Raw genomic sequence first — 17520 nt, forward strand, 5'->3', positions numbered from 1 at the left:
TTTTGAATTTTCACTTTTGAATTTTTACTTTTTACTTTTGAATTTTTAACATGCTAGATTTTGAAAAGGGAGACGGTTTAGTTCCCGTAATTATTCAGGATAGCCAAACATTGGAGGTACTGATGCTTGGTTACATGAACGAAGAGGCGTGGGAAAAAACCCAAAGGGAAGGGCGCGTAACGTTTTACTCCCGAAGCAAAAACCGGTTGTGGACCAAGGGGGAAGAGAGCGGTAATTTCCTGTCGCTTGTATCCTTCCATATCGATTGCGACCAAGATACCCTCCTGCTGAAAGTACAGCCCGCTGGCCCAACCTGCCATACAGGAGCCCGTAGTTGTTTTCAAACCGACTACAATCAAAACTTTATTTTGGAGCTAGAGCGCATCGTCCAGAAGCGCTACGACGTCCCTCAGGACTCATCTTATGTGAACAGTTTACGCAATAAAGGAATCAATAAAATCGCGCAAAAAGTGGGCGAAGAGGCTGTCGAGACGGTCATAGCTGCGCTTGCAGAAACGGAGCACGACTTTATCAATGAATCTTCTGATCTGCTCTTTCATTTAATCGTATTGATACGAGAAAAGGGCCTTGACTTAAATACCTTAGCAAAAAATCTGGAAAGCCGACATCAATAGCTTTCTAATGACATAAAACCTCTTGAAGTGCTGTATATTTGTGCAGCACTTTTTTTATGTATACACTAGATATCTCTTTAAAAACAACGTTACCTGGGCATCAAAATCCCATTTTCGCACTCGCCGCAGGGTTAGATGGCTCCAGCATTTTCAGCGCAGGAAATGACAAGGGTGTTGTCGAGTGGGACTTGAAAACAGGGACGTTTAAGCGTATTGTGTCCGCGGTTCCTGCGTCGGTATACTGCTTACATTTGATTCCTGAATTATCGATGTTGCTGGTGGGGATGCGTAATGGTGAGCTTTGGTGTGTGGATGTGGCTAAACAACAGCTTGTCAAAAAACTGACCGTGGAAAGAGGTGCTGTATTCGCTGTGCAGACCTTGGCCGAGAAGCGTGAAATTGTCGCCATTGGCGAAGAGGGTGTGGCTTATGTGTGGTCGATGGATAGCTTTGATCTGCTATACCGTTTTCGCGTGTCTTCGACAACGGTACGGACCATACAACCGTACCCCAGCGCCAAACAACTCGTATTCGGCGATAAAGATGGATATATCTATTTATATGATCTCGCGGATTTCAAGGAAATTGAAAAGCGGAAAGTTCATACCATGCCGGTGACCGCTTTGGCGGTTACTGATCTGCACTTGTATTCTGGGGGGCGGGATGCAAAGTTATATCAGCTGCAAAAGAAAGATCTTAGTGAAGTGCGGGAGTTAACGCCGCATTTGTTTACGGTGTATAGCATCTTGCCGCACCCACATTTACCTGTCATTGCGACGGTAAGTCGCGACAAGTCAATAAAAATTTGGGACAGTGCCACGCTTGCCCTACTAAAAAATATTAGTTTGGACAGAGGCTATGATAGCCATCGGCTTTCTATTAATACGGCCATATGGCATGGAGACCAACTGGTCACAGCTGGAGATGATAAATTGATTAAGATCTGGGATGTCTCGTTAGTTAGTAGGTAGTTGCCAGGACACGGCCGTACTTTTGAGGGGCAAAAGTACGCAAAACCCCGTCGCTTGAAACCTTTGCAAGGAGGGGAAGTACTTTGGTAATTGTCTACATACTGCAAAGCTTTCGATGCGACATATCGCTTAATAGGGGGTAGGTGCATTTGTTTTGAGCTCAATGTAGATCCTTACTACGCATCACTCATTACCCAATACTCACTACGCACTACACATTACCCAATACTCACTACGCATCACTCATTACCCAATACTCACTACGCACTACACATTACCCACTACCAATTTAGCGATTTCCTCAAGGTAATATTGATCTACTTCATCAAAATAATTGATATGCTCGCTGTCAACGTCTAATACAGCTATGCAATGCATATCCTTAAAAACCGGAACCACAATTTCCGATTTGGAGAGCGAGCTACAGGCTATATGACCGGGAAAAGCATCCACATCGGGAACGATAATGGTTTCTTGACGCTCCCAAGCGGTGCCACAGACACCTTTTCCATAGCCTATGCGTGTACAGGCGACAGGGCCTTGAAAGGGGCCCAAAACAAGTTGCTCTGCTTTGACGATGTAAAAGCCCACCCACCAAAATTTAAATTGTTCGTTAAGAGCAGCAGCGACATTGGCCATATTCGCAATGAGATCATCCTCTCCCGCTAGTAATGCACGAATCTGTTTGGTCAACAGCTCGTACTGTTCTTTTTTCGTACCTGTTCCAATCGTTAAATCTTCAGCCATGTCATGTGAATTTATTGTAGACAAAAATAAGCGTATGCCAGTGAATGCGTGTCATCGGCCGGTTAAGTTGTTTCAAAAACGGCTCCAACTCGATAGCGCCAAGGAAAATGTAGACTAAAAATCCTAAAGACGTTTCAACGCAGCTTTGATTAAAGCTTCTACCGTCAGGGTAGGTTCTGCCCCAATTAAGCTGTTTAAGACTTTTTCAGCTTGTGGTTTTCCAAAACCAAGCATCACCAAGGCCGTAAGGGCTTCTTCCGTAATGGACAATTTTGCTGCTGGAAGCGGAATCAATGCATCAGGACCTTGTTTTTTCAATTTATCCTGAAGTTCCAAAATTACACGTTGTGCCGATTTGGGGCCAATACCTTTTATTTTTTGGATTACCTGTACCTGCCCGTTAATAATAGCAGCTTGTATTTCTTCAGGAGAAATCGACGATAGCATCATTCTTCCCGTATTGGGACCGATACCAGATACCGAAATCAGGTGATTGAACAATTGACGTTCGCCTTCTGTCGCAAAACCATAAAGCGTGTGCGCATCTTCTCGTACCTGAAAAGAAATATATAACTTGCAGTTTTCCAGATCTTTGACCTGTGAAAACGTGGTTAGTGATATATGGACATGGTACCCTACCCCTGCAACATCCAAAATAACATGTGTAGGTGCTTTAAACACTAACTTTCCACTGAGATAATCGTACATAAGAATTGAAAAGTAAAAAGTAAAAATTAAACAGTAAAGTCAAAAGTCAAAATTGAAAAGTAAGAAGTGAAAATAGAAAAGTCAAAATTGCAGATTTTGAAGTAACGCATTCAAAACTGCTTTGGGGTGTTGCTTCTTATAGCTACCGGTGTTGTCTAAAAAAGATACATCTTTGATAACACGTCATTGCGAGGAAGTATGACGAAGCAATCTATACGTTTAAAACGTATGGCTGCTTCGTCATCGTTCATCTTTTCGCCTTGATGTTGCCATCTTGCGATCTAGCGTAGTACTTTTCGCGATACTTTTAAAGGCGATTAGTTTGTGTTTTTTTCGTGCTCTTGAACATCGACAACGGCGATAGTCACCATGTTAACGATTTCGCGTACGGAGCTATCCAATTGCAACACGTGTACAGGCTTGTTCATCCCTAATAGGATCGGACCTACCGCTTCTGCATTGCCAACCTCCTGCAACAGTTTATAAGCAATGTTGCCCGACTCCAAGTTAGGGAACACAAGCGTATTTGCCGCCTCACCATTTAATACGCTGAACGGGAAGTTTGCGTTTAATAGTTCGCTATTCAGGGCAAAGTTCGCTTGAATATCGCCATCTACGATGATATCTGGAGCCTTTTCGCGAAGAATTTTTGCTGTCTCCCGTACCTTTGTAGCGACCCGGCCATCGTTGGAGCCAAAGTTCGAATACGATAACAAAGCAATTCTTGGTTTAATATTAAATCTTTTGATAGCATCTTCCAATAGCAACGTGATTTCGGCCAACTCCTGTGGATTTGGGTCTTCGTTTACTGTAGTATCACCGAAGAATATTGGCCCTTTCGAGGTCAACATCATGTACATGCCCGCTACGCGGCTATTAGGTTTTGCTCCGATAACCTGCAAAGCAGGTTTGATCGTTGCTCCATAATTTCTTGTTAATCCAGAAATCAAGGTATCAGCTTCACCAAACTGCACCATCGATGCGGCAAAGTAATTGCGATTGACTAGTAGTTTTTTAGCATCTTTTTCCGAAATCCCTCTGCGCTGCCTTTTTTTGTATAGGTGTTGTGCAAATTTGTTAAAGCGCTCTGTTTCTGTCTCTTCATTCGGATCGATGACAGGCACTCCGGCAAGTTCGAAGTCATATTCCTGGATCAGACTCTCTATTTTTTGCTTGTTGCCCAACAATATGGGGAATGCAATTTTTTCCTCTTTAACGATTTGTGCAGCGCGTAAAGTTTTGTAGTTATCCGCTTCCGCAAAAACGACTCTTTTTGGGTTTAGTTTAGCCTTGGTCGTCAAGTTGCGCATAATACCGTCATCCTTGCCTAAGCGCTTACGCAGCTCATCTCTATATTTATCCCAGTCGGTGATTTCGACACGGGCAACGCCTGAGGCGATGGCTGCTTTAGCAACCGCTACGGACACTTCAGTAATTAACCGAGGGTCTGTTGGCTTTGGTATAATGTAATCGGGGCCAAATTTTAGATTGCTGGTGTCGTAAGCCTGATTTACCTCTTCCGGGACAGGTTGTTTTGCCAATGCTGCCAATGCCTTTACCGCAGCAATTTTCATGTCTTCATTGATTCCCGTTGCACGGACGTCTAGTGCGCCGCGGAAGATATAGGGGAAGCCTAACACATTGTTGACCTGATTTGGAAAGTCAGAACGACCCGTACCCATGATGACATCATCCCGTGTTTCTAAAGCGAGGTCATAGGCGATCTCTGGATTAGGGTTTGCCATGGCCAAAACGATAGGGCGTGGATTCATGGATAGCAACATATCCGGTGTCAATACATCGGCCGCCGATAGTCCAATAAATACGTCGGAGCCTTTAACAGCGTCTTCCAACGTATGGATGTCACGGTCTGTCGCAAACTCTGCTTTAGATTTATCCAAGTTTTCGCGATCTCTGCGGATAACGCCTTTACTGTCAAGCATGACGATATTTTCTTTTTTCGCGCCCACAGAAATATACATGCCCGTGCAGGAAATAGCAGCAGCACCAGCGCCATTGACAACAATTTTGATTTCACTGATGTCTTTGCCGATCAATTCACAGGCATTGATCAATGCCGCACCGGAGATGATGGCTGTGCCGTGTTGATCGTCGTGCATAACCGGTATGTTCATCTCCGCTTTCAAACGTCTTTCTATTTCAAAACACTCCGGGGCTTTAATATCTTCTAAGTTTACGCCACCAAAAGTAGGCTCTAAAGCTTTCACGATATTAACAAATTCGTCCACATTCTTAGTGTCTAGTTCAATGTCGAATACGTCAATATCTGCGAAGATTTTAAATAGCAGACCTTTACCTTCCATCACGGGCTTACCCGCCTGCGCGCCGATATCTCCCAATCCAAGTACCGCCGTACCATTACTGATTACGGCGACCAAATTGCCTTTCGACGTATATTTGTAAGCATCCTCTGGATTCTCGGCAATGGCCAGACACGGCTCGGCTACTCCGGGGGAATACGCTAATGATAAATCCCGCTGCGAATTGTGTGGTTTGGTGGGCACGACAGCAATTTTTCCGGGTCTTCCCATCGCATGGTAATCAAGCGCGTCTTTTTTTCTGTTGTTACTCATTTTTCTAAGTAAAAAATAAAAGTAAACATAAAAGATGAACGTCAGATTGCTACCGATTCCTCCAAGCCAGCACAATTGCTGGAATTGGGGAAGTTCGCAACCTGCATTCCTTCCTCTACCTTTACTAACAATAAATATTAAATGTCAGGGTACAAAGCTAAAACTTCAAAGGTGAATTAACTAATTTTTAGGATTATTTCAAATTATCCAATAGCTTAAACATATCTTGCCGCATGGCAGCACTGCTTCCAGAATAGTTGTTTATTAACAAGGAAAAAGTAAATGCTTCATCCTGATACCCTGTATACCCCAAGACACCGCCTATTGTGCCGCTTTTCATCGTCATGCCATTAATAGTCGGCAAGCTTTTCCGAAAATCACCAAACCAAGCGCGTCCTTTGGCATAATGCATAATTTTGGCGATTGCCATCGTAGTTACCCGATTCTGTGCAGAAAGACCCGATCCATCTTCGATATGAAGCTCACTCGACGGAATTTTGAGCTTTTGCTCCCAGTATTTGGCTAATAGGTTGGCGGCTTGCTGCGTGTCAGATTTGTTACCGCTAAGCTGTCCAAAGCTTTTCAGCAGCGCCTCACCATACAGGTTTATACTCTTTTGATTAAACCAATGCACGATTTCTTTGAGCGGGGGGGATGTGTGCGTATCCAATAATGTTTTGGATGCGGTTAAGCGCTCCCCTTGATTCAACAGGCGTTTGCTGGTGGTTGCTATACTGTCGACCGGTAGGTTCTGATCGTTCAAAGCCTGCAAAAGTTCTGTTGCAAGGAATAGGGCAGGGTCGGGTAGAGACGCTTCAATCTTTTTATTTAAATCTTTGCCGTAGGTGCCGCGCAGGTAGATTAAATCGCTATACGGCGCGGAGAATGCGTACACATTGTCGCCGGAGCCGGCCGGGCCCGTCGTCACCTCGTTTATGATGGCGACAGCGCTTGGATTGCTCTGATCGCGTAGCCTGGCGGGTTGGCCCACCGCGCCTGCAATAAAGTCTAGCCCGAATTTGTTTTCGCGCCAGTTGAGGCCGGAAATGCCGGCACCGTAATAATTCCCTATATCAGACCAGCTCCATCCATTCGGAACATCATATCCGTTATAAAACAAATCGTCGCCGATGATGCGGCCGTTTATACCTTTAATGCCGGCATTCTTGATCGTGTAGATCCATTTGTTCAATAGTGTTTCTCCATTTGCTTCCGGATAACGGTCGCTACCCAATGTGGGGTCTCCGTTTCCGGTCACGATAATATCCCCTTGCAGTACGCCCAAGCTGTCTATGGTTCCTGTATAACTTAGCTGGGTTTTATAGGTGTAGTTGGGGCCTAGGATATCCAATGCCGTGATGGAGGTGATGACTTTTAGTGTAGAGGCCGTTGGCAATCCGGTGGCACCATTTTGAGAAAAAACGACCTCGCCCGTTTTGCCGTCCAACACGGTGAACGATGTCAAGCCATTGGTTAACTTTGTACTTTTGGCAAATGTTTGATAGGCCGTAGCGATTTTTTCTTTTTTAGATTGTGCTTGGGAATATGTGCTGCCTAAGAGCCCTATAGATAAGGTCAGCATCGAAATTATAAATGTATTCATACGCATATTCTTTTAGACAAACATATCGAATTTTAGTTTCATTTCCCTAAAAATAGCAGTAGGTTCAGCTGGCTATCCTGAAATTATTACGTGGTAACTACCGTTGCTGTTACCAAGTCTATGACATATTCTTTAACTTGCACGCACACCAGAAAAATGAACAACATGACACATATAGCACGCTTAAATGCCATCCGTGCTGCGATGGCCGATCGTGGCATCGATGCCTATATTATACCTTCATCTGATCCGCACATTAGCGAATATTTACCGGAGCGCTACCGGTGCATCGCCTGGGCATCGGGTTTTACAGGTTCGGCCGGAACACTGGCCATTACCAAAGATTTTGCGGGGTTATGGACCGATTCGCGCTATTTCGTGCAGGCCAATGAGCAGCTAGCAGGAACCGGATTTGCGTTGGTGAAGCTTAAGGCACAAGGCGCAGCGGAATACGCTTCGTGGTTGGCCGATACGCTACCGGCAGGAAGTACAGTAGCCTTCGATGGCAGCTTGGCATCCCTCGCTGTAGCTCGAGCAGTTGAAGAGGCCTTGACGCCAGTCGATATCCGTGTGGACGGACATGTCGATCTGTTAGACGTGGTATGGGAAGACAGGCCAAGCTTGCCAGCGGCAAAAGCATACCTGTTGCATGAACAGCAAACGGGTGAATCTATCGAAGATAAACTTGCACGTGTAAGGACGAAACTAAAAGAGAAATACGCCTCGGCGCATATCGTGTCAACCTTGGATGATTTAGCTTGGTTACTGAATATCCGCGGTAGCGATGTACAGTGTAATCCGGTAGTACTCGGCTTTCTGCTGATTGCTGATCGGCAGACTACATTATTTATCGACGCGAACAAACTTGGGGAAAGCGACCGTGCGCGCTTACAGCAAGCGGGCGTGGACGTGCAAACATATGAGGACGCCTTTGCTGCGGTTCGAAAACTGGATGCGACTTCTATCCTTATTGATCCTAAGCGTACATGCTTTGCGATGTATGATAGTGTCCCTCCGACGACCAAGATTATAGAAGATATTAACCCGTCGACCCGTTTAAAGGCGGTGAAAAATAAAGTAGAGATTGCGCACACACGTGGTGCGATGCTTAAAGACGGTGTCGCACTGACCCGTTTTTTTAAATGGCTGGAAGAGGAAGTTTCACATGGAAAGTTGACGGAGATAGACATTGCTGACCGCTTACAGCAGTTTCGTGCGGCGGGCAAAGACTTCGTCGATATTTCCTTTGACACCATTGCCGGCTATTTGGAACACGGTGCTTTGCCGCACTATAAAGCTACCGAACAAAGTAACGCCACGCTTGCTCCAAAAGGTTTGCTGCTCGTGGATTCGGGAGGGCAATATAAAGATGGTACGACGGATGTTACACGTGTTGTATCGTTAGGTAACCCGACAGAACGCGAAAAAGAAGATTATACTATTGTTTTAAAAGGAACCATTGAAGGTAGTTTGGCGATTTTTCCTTCGGGAACGCGGGGCTATCAAATTGATGCCATTACCCGGCGACCCATTTGGGAAACGCTGCGCAACTACGGGCACGGCACAGGGCATGGTGTGGGCTTCTTCCTCAACGTGCACGAAGGTCCACATACATTCAACCCATCTAATGTGGACATTGCCGTGGAGGAGGGGATGATCACCTCGATCGAACCCGGTCTGTACCGCGAAGGGGAATACGGCATTCGTATCGAAAACCTCGTGCTAAGCATGGCTTTGGAAGCAAATCAATTTGGTGCGTTCATGCATTTCGAAACATTGACGCTATGTTACATCGCGACAGACCTGGTCGAGAAAACGTTATTGGACAAGAAGCATATTGACTGGTTGAACGCGTATAACGCTTGGGTGTACAAATCGCTTGCCGAACATTTAACAACGGAAGAAGCGGCCTGGTTGGAAGAGAAAACACGCGCAATTTAAGACATGGGAAGAGTATTCGTGATGGGGCTACTGGCCATTTGCTTGATGGCGGGGGCGGTCCGCGCGCAGGAAAATATTATTCCCTTCCCGCAGGAAATGCAGGTACATGCGGGAAGCTTTCCATTTGATCAATTGCGTATTTCCGCTGAAGATAATTCAGTGGAGGCACACTACCTGAAAGAGCAATGGCAAGGGATCTTCGGGAAAAAGCTGGCTCGCGGAGGAAGCAGGGTGACACTTAAGCTAGTTGTCGATCCAGTGGAGGGGGCTGGTCCAGAGGCCTATAAACTGGATATCCACGCCGGCGGGGTAACGGTAAAATCGAGCAGCGAGGCCGGAATTTTCTATGGCGTCCAGACTTTGTTGCAACTTTTAGAAGAACACCGAAAAGCCGGTTCTTTACCGTACTTGCATATTACTGACTATCCGAAATTCGCATACCGTGGGATGCATCTGGATGTTTGCCGGCATTTCTTTAGTGTGGAGGAAGTAAAGCGCTTTTTGGATTACATAGCGGCGTATAAGATCAATAAATTTCACTGGCATTTGACAGACGACCAGGGTTGGCGGATTGAAATCAAGTCGCACCCAAAACTGACGCAAGTAGGTGCGTTTCGGCAGCGGAAGCCGTTTGATGGCGAAGCGCACCCGACCGATGATCCGGATGTTTACGGTGGGTTTTATACGCAGGAAGAAATCAAGGAGGTGGTTGCTTATGCAGCAGGGCTGCATATCGAAGTTATTCCAGAAATAGAGATGCCGGGGCATGCACAAGCTGCTTTGGCGGCTTATCCAGCATTGTCGTGTACCGGCGGCCCATTTTCAGTAGGTGTGAACTGGGGTGTCATGAAAGATATTTTTTGTCCGAAGGAAGAGACATTCGCCTTGTTAGAAGATGTTATTGACGAAGTGTTACCCTTATTCCCCAGTGCCTACATCCATATAGGGGGTGATGAAGCACCTAAAGACCGCTGGAAGGCCTGCGCGCACTGTCAAGCATTGATTAAAAAACAAGGGTTGAAAGATGAGCATGAGTTACAAAGCTATTTCATTACGCGGATGGAGAAATACATCAATTCAAAAGGAAAGAAAATTATCGGCTGGGATGAAATCTTGGAAGGCGGCTTAGCGCCAAATGCCACCGTCATGAGCTGGACGGGCATTGAGGGCGGTACACAAGCTGCTCAATCTGGCCACGATGCGATTATGACTCCAGCTTCGCACGTTTATTTCGACTATTACCAAGGCAATCCACAGACAGAACCCTTGGCATTCTCGGCGGATTTGCCGTTGGAGCAGGTCTACAGTTACAATCCCTTTCCGACGGCATTGACAGCACAAGAAGCGCGGCATATTCTCGGAACGCAGGCCAATATGTGGACAGAGTATATGCCTACTTTTAAACAGGTAGAATATATGCTTTTTCCACGGCTAATGGCTTTGTCGGAAGTGGCTTGGGGTACGTCAAAACCTGATGCGTATGGCGCTTTTGAAAATAGAGTGATTGCCCAGTTTGCACGATTAGATCGGAAGAACATCAACTACAGTAGCGCCCTATATGAAGTGATTGGGGAAGCAAGAACTGATGCGGAGAAACTACTTTACATGCTATCGACGAGGAAAGATCCGTCGGCTATACGTTTCACCCGGGATGGTAGTGAGCCGCAATGGAATTCTTCGCGGTATCAGGGCCCGATAGATGTTCAAGATGCAACAACCATGAAAGCCGCCTATTTTGTAAACGGCAAAAAAATCAGCCGTACTACAAGCCAGCATTTCGTAAAATCGAAAGCAACGGGCAAGCCCGTGATCCTGGCGGAAGAGCCTCATGCCAGCTATGCGGAAGGTGGCGCTGCGACGTTGGTGGATGGTATTTTAGGTTCACATGCCGTGCATAAAAAACATTGGCTCGGATTTATAAGAAAGGATGTAGAAGCGACTGTCGATCTGCTAAAGGTGGAAACCATATCCTCCGTGGGTGTATCTGTTCTGGAGAATAGAGGAATTGGTGCACATTATCCGGCATCGGTAACCGTCCTTATCGCTACCGATAATAAAAGTTTTCAGAAGGTCAAGACATTAACGGTAGACGAGGTGCGCAAAGCCGATGGTTTTGTAAAAGTGCATGTCGGATCAAAGCAGGCACGTTATGTTAAGATTATTATCAAGAGCAGCGGCGAGATTTCGGCGGGAAACCCACTTGAAGGAACAGATAGCTGGCTGTTTGTCGATGAAATCACGATCGACTAATATATAAAACAACAGCCCGATTCATCGGGCTGTTGTTTTATATATTCTTGCTAGCGTTTAGACTACACGCTTCACTTAGGCTTTTTGTATTTCTTTATGTTACCTTCTTTTACATATTCCAGTTCACCCTCTTTGCAGTAGTTGGTCAAATACACTGAAAATTTGTTACTATCTCTTTTGTCTGAGTCGAGCTCCTTGATAACTTCCGCGACTCGTTTAGGCTGATTAAAGAAATCACTGTTGTAAACCAAATCGTCTAGCTTTTGTGTAATTTCCAATCGCCGTCTCGACTCTGGAGGTAAGTCGTAAAGAGGCCGTAAATCAATGTCGTCAACAAGTACATCTCTGGGCTGTATCTGAAGTGCACGGCAGATGAGCAAAAAATTGCTCAACGTGGAGCCTTTTCCGTTTTCAAATGTTGAAATCATGTTTACCGTAAGTCCAGTCATATTTGAAACGTCTTTTTGGGAGTAAGATAATTCCTCTCGACGCGCTCTAATTTTGCGACCAATTTCCTGTACGATGCCTTTGTTAATTCCGCTCACAAGCCAAATTAAACAAAAACAGAAATATTTTTAATACATTTATTTTTGTATAATAGCTTTGCGCAAACTTTTGTAAAATAAAATTGCGCAAAACGAATAGGTTTGTTATATTTGCTTTTAAACGATGGATGAAATACTGTTTTCAGACAGCTTAGCCCATTTTTTCGAAACGTATGTATTAGGTTCTTTGAATTATCGATCGTATTGGAAAGCAGGCTGTGCCTATCAAGATGTCAACTAACGAAAGCTAAGCTAACGATAGCAAGTAACCCGTAAAACAAAATTTGGAGGCTCCTTGTGGCGCCGTGGGGTGAGGATATAGGTCACTCACTGAATACTGCCGATAGCCGTTACGGCTTGATTGTTTTTGGTAAGTATACACAACTAATGCTAAACATATTGACTTCATACGGTCCCTGCCGTCCATACATTGATAAGAGCGTGTTGGTAAAGTTAGCATTCTGCAAACGTCGAGCACAGGTCCTCAGCAGGGAGGACAGTAAACCAGGGTATTTTATTGGCTAAAGCTGTGGGCAGGCGTTATGGGTTGGTCGCTTACCAGAACGTGGGAGGTATTTCGGATCACGCTGTCCGCATCAAATCAAGGTATCAATATGGAAAAGCAGACACACATTGTTGTAAGGAAGATCCAATTACTTATAGATTGCGCTAACAGGGAACAACGCCGAGCGTACTACGGCACGTTGTTCGAATGGCAATCGCTGGTGTTTCGCGGATCTAACTTGGTCTTGACCCACCAGTATATTCAAGAGCGGATCCCCGATTTTATTTACTTGCAGGATGAGATCCGCGTTAAGCTAGCAAACCGTGAAAACGATGAACAGGGGATATTTACCACCTCACGCTTAAATTCGACATACCAATTGCTTTCGCACTATTTCAAAGGGAAGGTGCCCGCCAAAATATTAACGAGCTTAAACGTAAGCACGGTAAAATGTTTTAACCGCCATCGCCTTGCCTATTGGAAGGGTGAACGTTCGTTGGCAACCGCTAGGCGAGATGTGCCCATACCGTTTTCAGGATTGGATATGAAATTTACTAGGGAAGGCAATTCCAAAGAATTTAAATGTGTACTTTTTAAAATTCCCTTTCGCACGTACTTGGGTAAGGACCCCGGAAGTAAGCGAAAGCTGTTAGAAAAGGCCATGGCAGGGCAGATAAAAGTGTGTGGGAGTTTGCTGCAGATCCGGAAAGGAAAAATATACATACTGCTCAGTTTGGAATTACCGAAAGTACAGCTTGGCCTCCAACCTTATGTTATCGCAGAAGCTTCCCTAACATTAGAATATCCCATTTCCGTAAAAATCGATAACAAACACTATCAAATAGGAACCAAAGAAGAGTTTTTGTACCGGAGGCTGGCCATACAATCGGCAAGAAACCGTCTTCAAAAAGCAGCTTCATTTGCAAAAGGTGGCCACGGCCGCAAACGGAAGACGATATGCATTGCGCATTTTGAGGATAAAGAAAAAAGGTATGTGGAAAGTCGGTTACATTCGTATAGCCGAAAGTTGATTGATATTTGCATGGAAGCTGGAGCGGGCACCTTGTTGCTGGTTAATCAAGCAACGCGGGAAGAGTTTGCCAAGGAGGATCGATTCGTGCTTCGCAATTGGAGTTACTATGGTCTTATACAAAAGATAAAGTATAAAGCTGATCGGGTAGGCATTGAGGTTATTGTGGAATAGCGATAGCAAGAGAACTGTCGGTCGCGCTAAATGAAAAAGCATGAGCGCTCGTCGGCGCTCATGCTTTTTTTATAAAATCTAGCCTTTAGTTTACGCGCGATACGGCAGTTATTGATCCGCCCTCGACGCGTAACCCTTGCGTCGCTGTTGCTGTCGACGCATCAATTTTGTAAACAAAACTTACGGCTTCCGTCGTTGCGATACCGATATAGGCTACCCCATTCTTAGGCGTGTAATTGTTGTAAGTTACCGCTTTGATCGTGCTAATATCTGGCATGCCCGTCACATCTTTAAACGTTTTGTTGTAGACATCAACGATACCAATATGTTTACCATCGGTGTAATTGCCCTTTTCCTCCTTTGTCGTCATTTGTACGACAAATTTACCTTGGCCTACATAAATCCAATTGGTAATGTTTTTACCGTTACTCACGGCTTCGATATCGAAGTAGTACGATTTATCAAACTCGGTTGTGCCAGCACTTACACGCGTGATTGCCGATGGTTTTGTGGAGTTCAGCGTGCCGTTCGCCGTTGCTACGGAGGAAGAGAATGCGTATACATCTCCTTTTTCGTCAATCGCGAGGCCATCACGGAAATATCGGCCGATAAAGCTTGTGCGGTCATCGCTGATCACTTTTTCGAAGGTCATGTCTGGATACGAGTAAACAGCTATCCACGCATTGTTTGGATAAGCGGTGTCAAACGCGCCATTACAACAAGCTTTAATTGACATAAAAGGCGCATAAACTTTGTTCCCTACTTGTTTGATCCACGTGAAAAATGCTGTCTCACCATTCTTCAGGATATCTTGTGTGTTGATCGTACCTTCCTTTGTAATCGTTAGGCTATTGGTATTCACCTGGTAGTAATTAGCGAATGGATTGGTTATCGCACGTGGAATCTTTAGCATAAGAATGTCATCGTTAACAGGTGCAAAAGCTTGTACTGTTTCGCTAGTGAAATTTTTCAAACGCGTTAACTTACCATCTGTAACTTCGTATGTGGTCACAGCTCCTGGGTTTGATTGGCCGTATAGCATACTGAAAAATTTGTTATTATGCGTTACATAGTATCGGTATGTTCCATCTTGCTCAATACCATTTCCTAGAATAGAAACCGTTCCAGATTCAAGGTCGTTGGCTGTCACTAGATAATCTGCCACCGCCGTAGAGGCAACTGGCGTAACGGCTAATACAAAATTTCCTTTATTACCATTATCAGGCGTAGGGTTATCGCTCTTGCACGAGAAAGCACTAAAAGACAGTATCGTAGCTACTGCTAAATTTATTAACTTGTTTGTTTTCATTGTTTTCTATTTTAAATTAATGGATTTGTTTTCTGTTGAAGTAATAGCGTAGGTTAACCATAAATGAACGGCCAGGCTTTTGCAAACTGAAGTTGTCATACAGTTGTGCATCAGCAATATTGTTTGCTTCGAATCCGATGTTATAAGTTCCATTTTTTAAGCTATAGACGAATGATAGATCGTGGCTTAATTGTTTAGGCACCTCACGTTTCTCGTCGCCCGCGGATGTACTACCTAAACTGGGCCAATAGAGCCAAAAGCGATGAACATATAGCATATTGTAATGGATGTTCAGGACATTTCCCCGCCCACCTAGATCGCGGAATGCCAGACCCAAATCCGTGTTTCCAAATAAATAGGGGATATTTGGCATTTGATCATTGTATAGGGGGCTTACGCCCGTATAGCCATCTTCGTATTTTTGTTTGTTTTGCAAATGTTGGTACGTAATGGCACCACCAAACGTCAAAAAATTCTTGTACGAATAGCGGATTTCAGCATCTCCACCCCGTGTACTCACGCCTTCTCTATTGTCCGCGATTAGTAATGTTTGATTGGCATTGAGTCGGTTAAAAATGAAGTCGAAAGCATAGCGGTAAATAAGGTTAGCACCGGCGGAGAAACGATGATCATCCGTAGCTTTCCAGTCGTAAATTGCACCAAGGTTAATATTGTGGCTATGTTCCGGTTTTAGACTAAAATTTCCTTGTTGGTTTTCTACGTCACCAAATAATTCGAAGGCGGTTGGTAGGCGATTGGTCAATTCGTAAGATGCTTTTATCTGCAAAGATGGCGCAGGGAAGTAGGTTGAGGCAAGTCCGTAGCCAAACTCTGTTGCACTGGTAGAGGATATGTTCTCATTTTTATTCTGTTGATATAAGAGTTTTCCGAAAACGGTCGTACTCCACAAATTCTCCATATCGTAACTGTAACCCAAACCCAAAATGTCTTTAAAGGATTTCTTTCCCAGTTCGAATTGGTTTGACTGTGGATCAAGTTTATTTTTCCCAATTCTGTTGAAGGTAGTTGCTACGTTACTTAATGCAAGGGAATGTCGCTGCGATAATTTGTAATTAGCCGATAACGTCGCTAACCCTTCATTGTTTTTATACTCATAAAGTTGCCTGTTGCGTTCGCCAGCGTTAGCGCCAGTTTCTTTCCAGTCCCCGTACCAACCATACCGCCTATTTAGTGTATCCACACTGCGCTCCGTGCCGAGATTGAAATTGGCGTTCAAGGTTACATCTAAGCCTTTGATTAGATCATTCTTTTGGTATTTCAACGTCGGCATAATGGTGTTTCCCTCATTATGAATACCTCCGAATACCGCTTCCATTCGTGCCCCGGTTTGAATTTCTTTGTAGCTTTGACCGAGGGTAATGCCGAAAAGAAGGCGATCAGCATAGGACTTATTCACCATGCCCAACTGTGCGATAATAGCTTCGTTATGGTAGGTGTCATGAAATCTTTTTACCCTGCCGGCGGCCTGATAGTTATCGCCTGTTTTTATATCAGAAACTTCTACTGTTACTTTGTAATTATTATCGGAATAGTTTTGATAAGCACTTATAGAGGCCATGAATCCTTTCTTAGATGTGTATCCGGCATTAATTGCGGTACGGTGCGTGTTGAAAGATCCGTAACCGTATGATACGTCGGCATAGGTTCCAGGTTTCACTGAAGTGACGATATTAATGGCGCCTCCAAGGGCGTCGGCGCCCAACCATATTGGTACCACCCCCTTATACACTTCAACACGCTCCGCCATGTTGATTGGAATATTATTGATTTGGAAGGAAGATCCAAAATTATCCATGGGAATGCCATCAATAAAGTATCGGATATGATTGCCAGAAAAACCGTTGAGCGTGAGGTTGAAGTTTGATCCTACACCACCAGATTCTCGAACTCGAATTCCCGCGACACGATCCAGGGCGCTGGATATGTTCATGGTTGTGTTGTACAATTTCGTCGCGTCTAGGGCGGTCACATTGTAGGCCTGTCTATTAACTTCTTGGACCTTCGTAAACCCCACCACTTCTACATTTTCAATTTGCTTCTCATCGGTCTCTATGTTAAAGATGAGTGGAGCGGTAGCTTCAGTCGGTAACTTAACGCGGGTCTTATAGGGCTTTAAACCAACGGCTGTAATTTCTATTTTGACAGTCGTTCCGGCGATGCCTTTGAAGGAGAATACGCCGTTTTCGTCGCTGTGTACAACTTCGTTGTCGATGTGCGCGGTAGCACCACTAACGGCTTGTCCGTGTGTCAGCACGTGAGCGGTAAAGGTTTGGTTTTTTTGCTGTGCTATTGTCGTAAAAAAAGACAGCAGCATACAAATAGTTAGTAAAAAAGTACTATTTTGTTTCATCTTTTAATGGTAATGCGTTAGGAGGTACTGCGCGATATGTGCAGTTCAATGCGAGTCTAATTGCCGTTAGACCCGCTCTAGCGCCGTATTCGAATTGCCGTTCGGTATGGCGCTACTTTTTGTTATGATGAATTCAT

Annotated in this window: 12 protein-coding genes; 5 read left to right on the plus strand and 7 right to left on the minus strand. The window is 44.7% G+C overall.

All coding sequences use genetic code 11. The features are described from left to right. The first annotated feature begins 50 nt into the window (after positions 1-50). Both hisIE and B0I21_RS03385 read left to right on the plus strand, forming a co-directional pair. Positions 51-635 carry a bifunctional phosphoribosyl-AMP cyclohydrolase/phosphoribosyl-ATP diphosphatase HisIE gene (hisIE, locus tag B0I21_RS03380; protein ID WP_133639076.1) on the plus strand — a complete coding sequence of 195 codons (585 nt, stop codon included), beginning with the start codon at positions 51-53 and terminating at the stop codon, positions 633-635. Between the two features lie 56 nt (positions 636-691). After that, positions 692-1606 (plus strand): WD40 repeat domain-containing protein, encoded by a 915-nt coding sequence (locus B0I21_RS03385; RefSeq protein WP_133639077.1) that lies wholly within the window; start codon positions 692-694, stop codon positions 1604-1606. Positions 1607-1873: 267 nt separating this feature from the next. Here B0I21_RS03385 and B0I21_RS03390 read toward each other — a convergent pair whose 3' ends face one another. The 4 genes from B0I21_RS03390 to dacB all read right to left on the minus strand — a co-directional run bounded on the left by B0I21_RS03390 (position 1874) and on the right by dacB (position 7258). Beyond that, on the minus strand, positions 1874-2353 hold the full coding sequence (locus B0I21_RS03390) for a GAF domain-containing protein (RefSeq protein ID WP_133639078.1): 480 nt from the start codon (positions 2351-2353) through the stop codon (positions 1874-1876). A 123-nt stretch (positions 2354-2476) separates the two neighbouring features. Then, the gene (ruvA, locus tag B0I21_RS03395; RefSeq protein WP_133639079.1) at positions 2477-3061 is read right to left on the minus strand and encodes a Holliday junction branch migration protein RuvA; all 585 of its coding nucleotides are present in this window, start codon (positions 3059-3061) and stop codon (positions 2477-2479) included. Positions 3062-3378: 317 nt separating this feature from the next. Continuing rightward, entirely contained in the window at positions 3379-5655 is a 2277-nt protein-coding gene (locus B0I21_RS03400) for an NADP-dependent malic enzyme (protein ID WP_133639080.1), read from the minus strand. A gap of 193 nt (positions 5656-5848) precedes the next feature. Next, entirely contained in the window at positions 5849-7258 is a 1410-nt protein-coding gene (gene dacB, locus B0I21_RS03405; RefSeq protein ID WP_243835934.1) for a D-alanyl-D-alanine carboxypeptidase/D-alanyl-D-alanine endopeptidase, read from the minus strand. Positions 7259-7423: 165 nt separating this feature from the next. Here dacB and B0I21_RS03410 point away from each other — a divergent pair, with 165 nt between their 5' ends. Then, the gene (locus B0I21_RS03410) at positions 7424-9199 is read left to right on the plus strand and encodes an aminopeptidase P family protein (protein WP_133639081.1); all 1776 of its coding nucleotides are present in this window, start codon (positions 7424-7426) and stop codon (positions 9197-9199) included. A gap of 3 nt (positions 9200-9202) precedes the next feature. After that, complete coding sequence (locus B0I21_RS03415) at positions 9203-11449, plus strand: glycoside hydrolase family 20 protein (RefSeq protein ID WP_133639082.1); 2247 nt, start codon at positions 9203-9205, stop codon at positions 11447-11449. A gap of 71 nt (positions 11450-11520) precedes the next feature. On the opposite strand, the gene B0I21_RS03420 is transcribed toward B0I21_RS03415, so the two are convergent. Next, positions 11521-11994, minus strand: a complete 474-nt coding sequence (locus B0I21_RS03420) for a helix-turn-helix domain-containing protein (RefSeq protein ID WP_166637763.1) — start codon at positions 11992-11994, stop codon at positions 11521-11523. 614 nt (positions 11995-12608) lie between these two features. Between B0I21_RS03420 and B0I21_RS03425 the strand changes: the two genes are divergently transcribed. Continuing rightward, positions 12609-13703 (plus strand): IS200/IS605 family element transposase accessory protein TnpB, encoded by a 1095-nt coding sequence (locus B0I21_RS03425; protein WP_133639552.1) that lies wholly within the window; start codon positions 12609-12611, stop codon positions 13701-13703. An 85-nt stretch (positions 13704-13788) separates the two neighbouring features. Here the strand turns inward: B0I21_RS03425 and B0I21_RS03430 are convergent, their stop codons facing one another. Together B0I21_RS03430 and B0I21_RS03435 are read right to left on the minus strand one after the other, a co-directional pair. Next, positions 13789-15012, minus strand: a complete 1224-nt coding sequence (locus B0I21_RS03430; RefSeq protein WP_133639084.1) for a DUF4374 domain-containing protein — start codon at positions 15010-15012, stop codon at positions 13789-13791. Positions 15013-15028: 16 nt separating this feature from the next. After that, positions 15029-17383, minus strand: coding sequence for a TonB-dependent receptor plug domain-containing protein (locus B0I21_RS03435; protein WP_243835935.1), 2355 nt, complete (start codon positions 17381-17383; stop codon positions 15029-15031). Between the last annotated feature and the right edge of the window lie 137 nt (positions 17384-17520).

Source organism: Sphingobacterium paludis, from assembly GCF_004364125.1.
Classification (GTDB): domain Bacteria; phylum Bacteroidota; class Bacteroidia; order Sphingobacteriales; family Sphingobacteriaceae; genus Sphingobacterium; species Sphingobacterium paludis.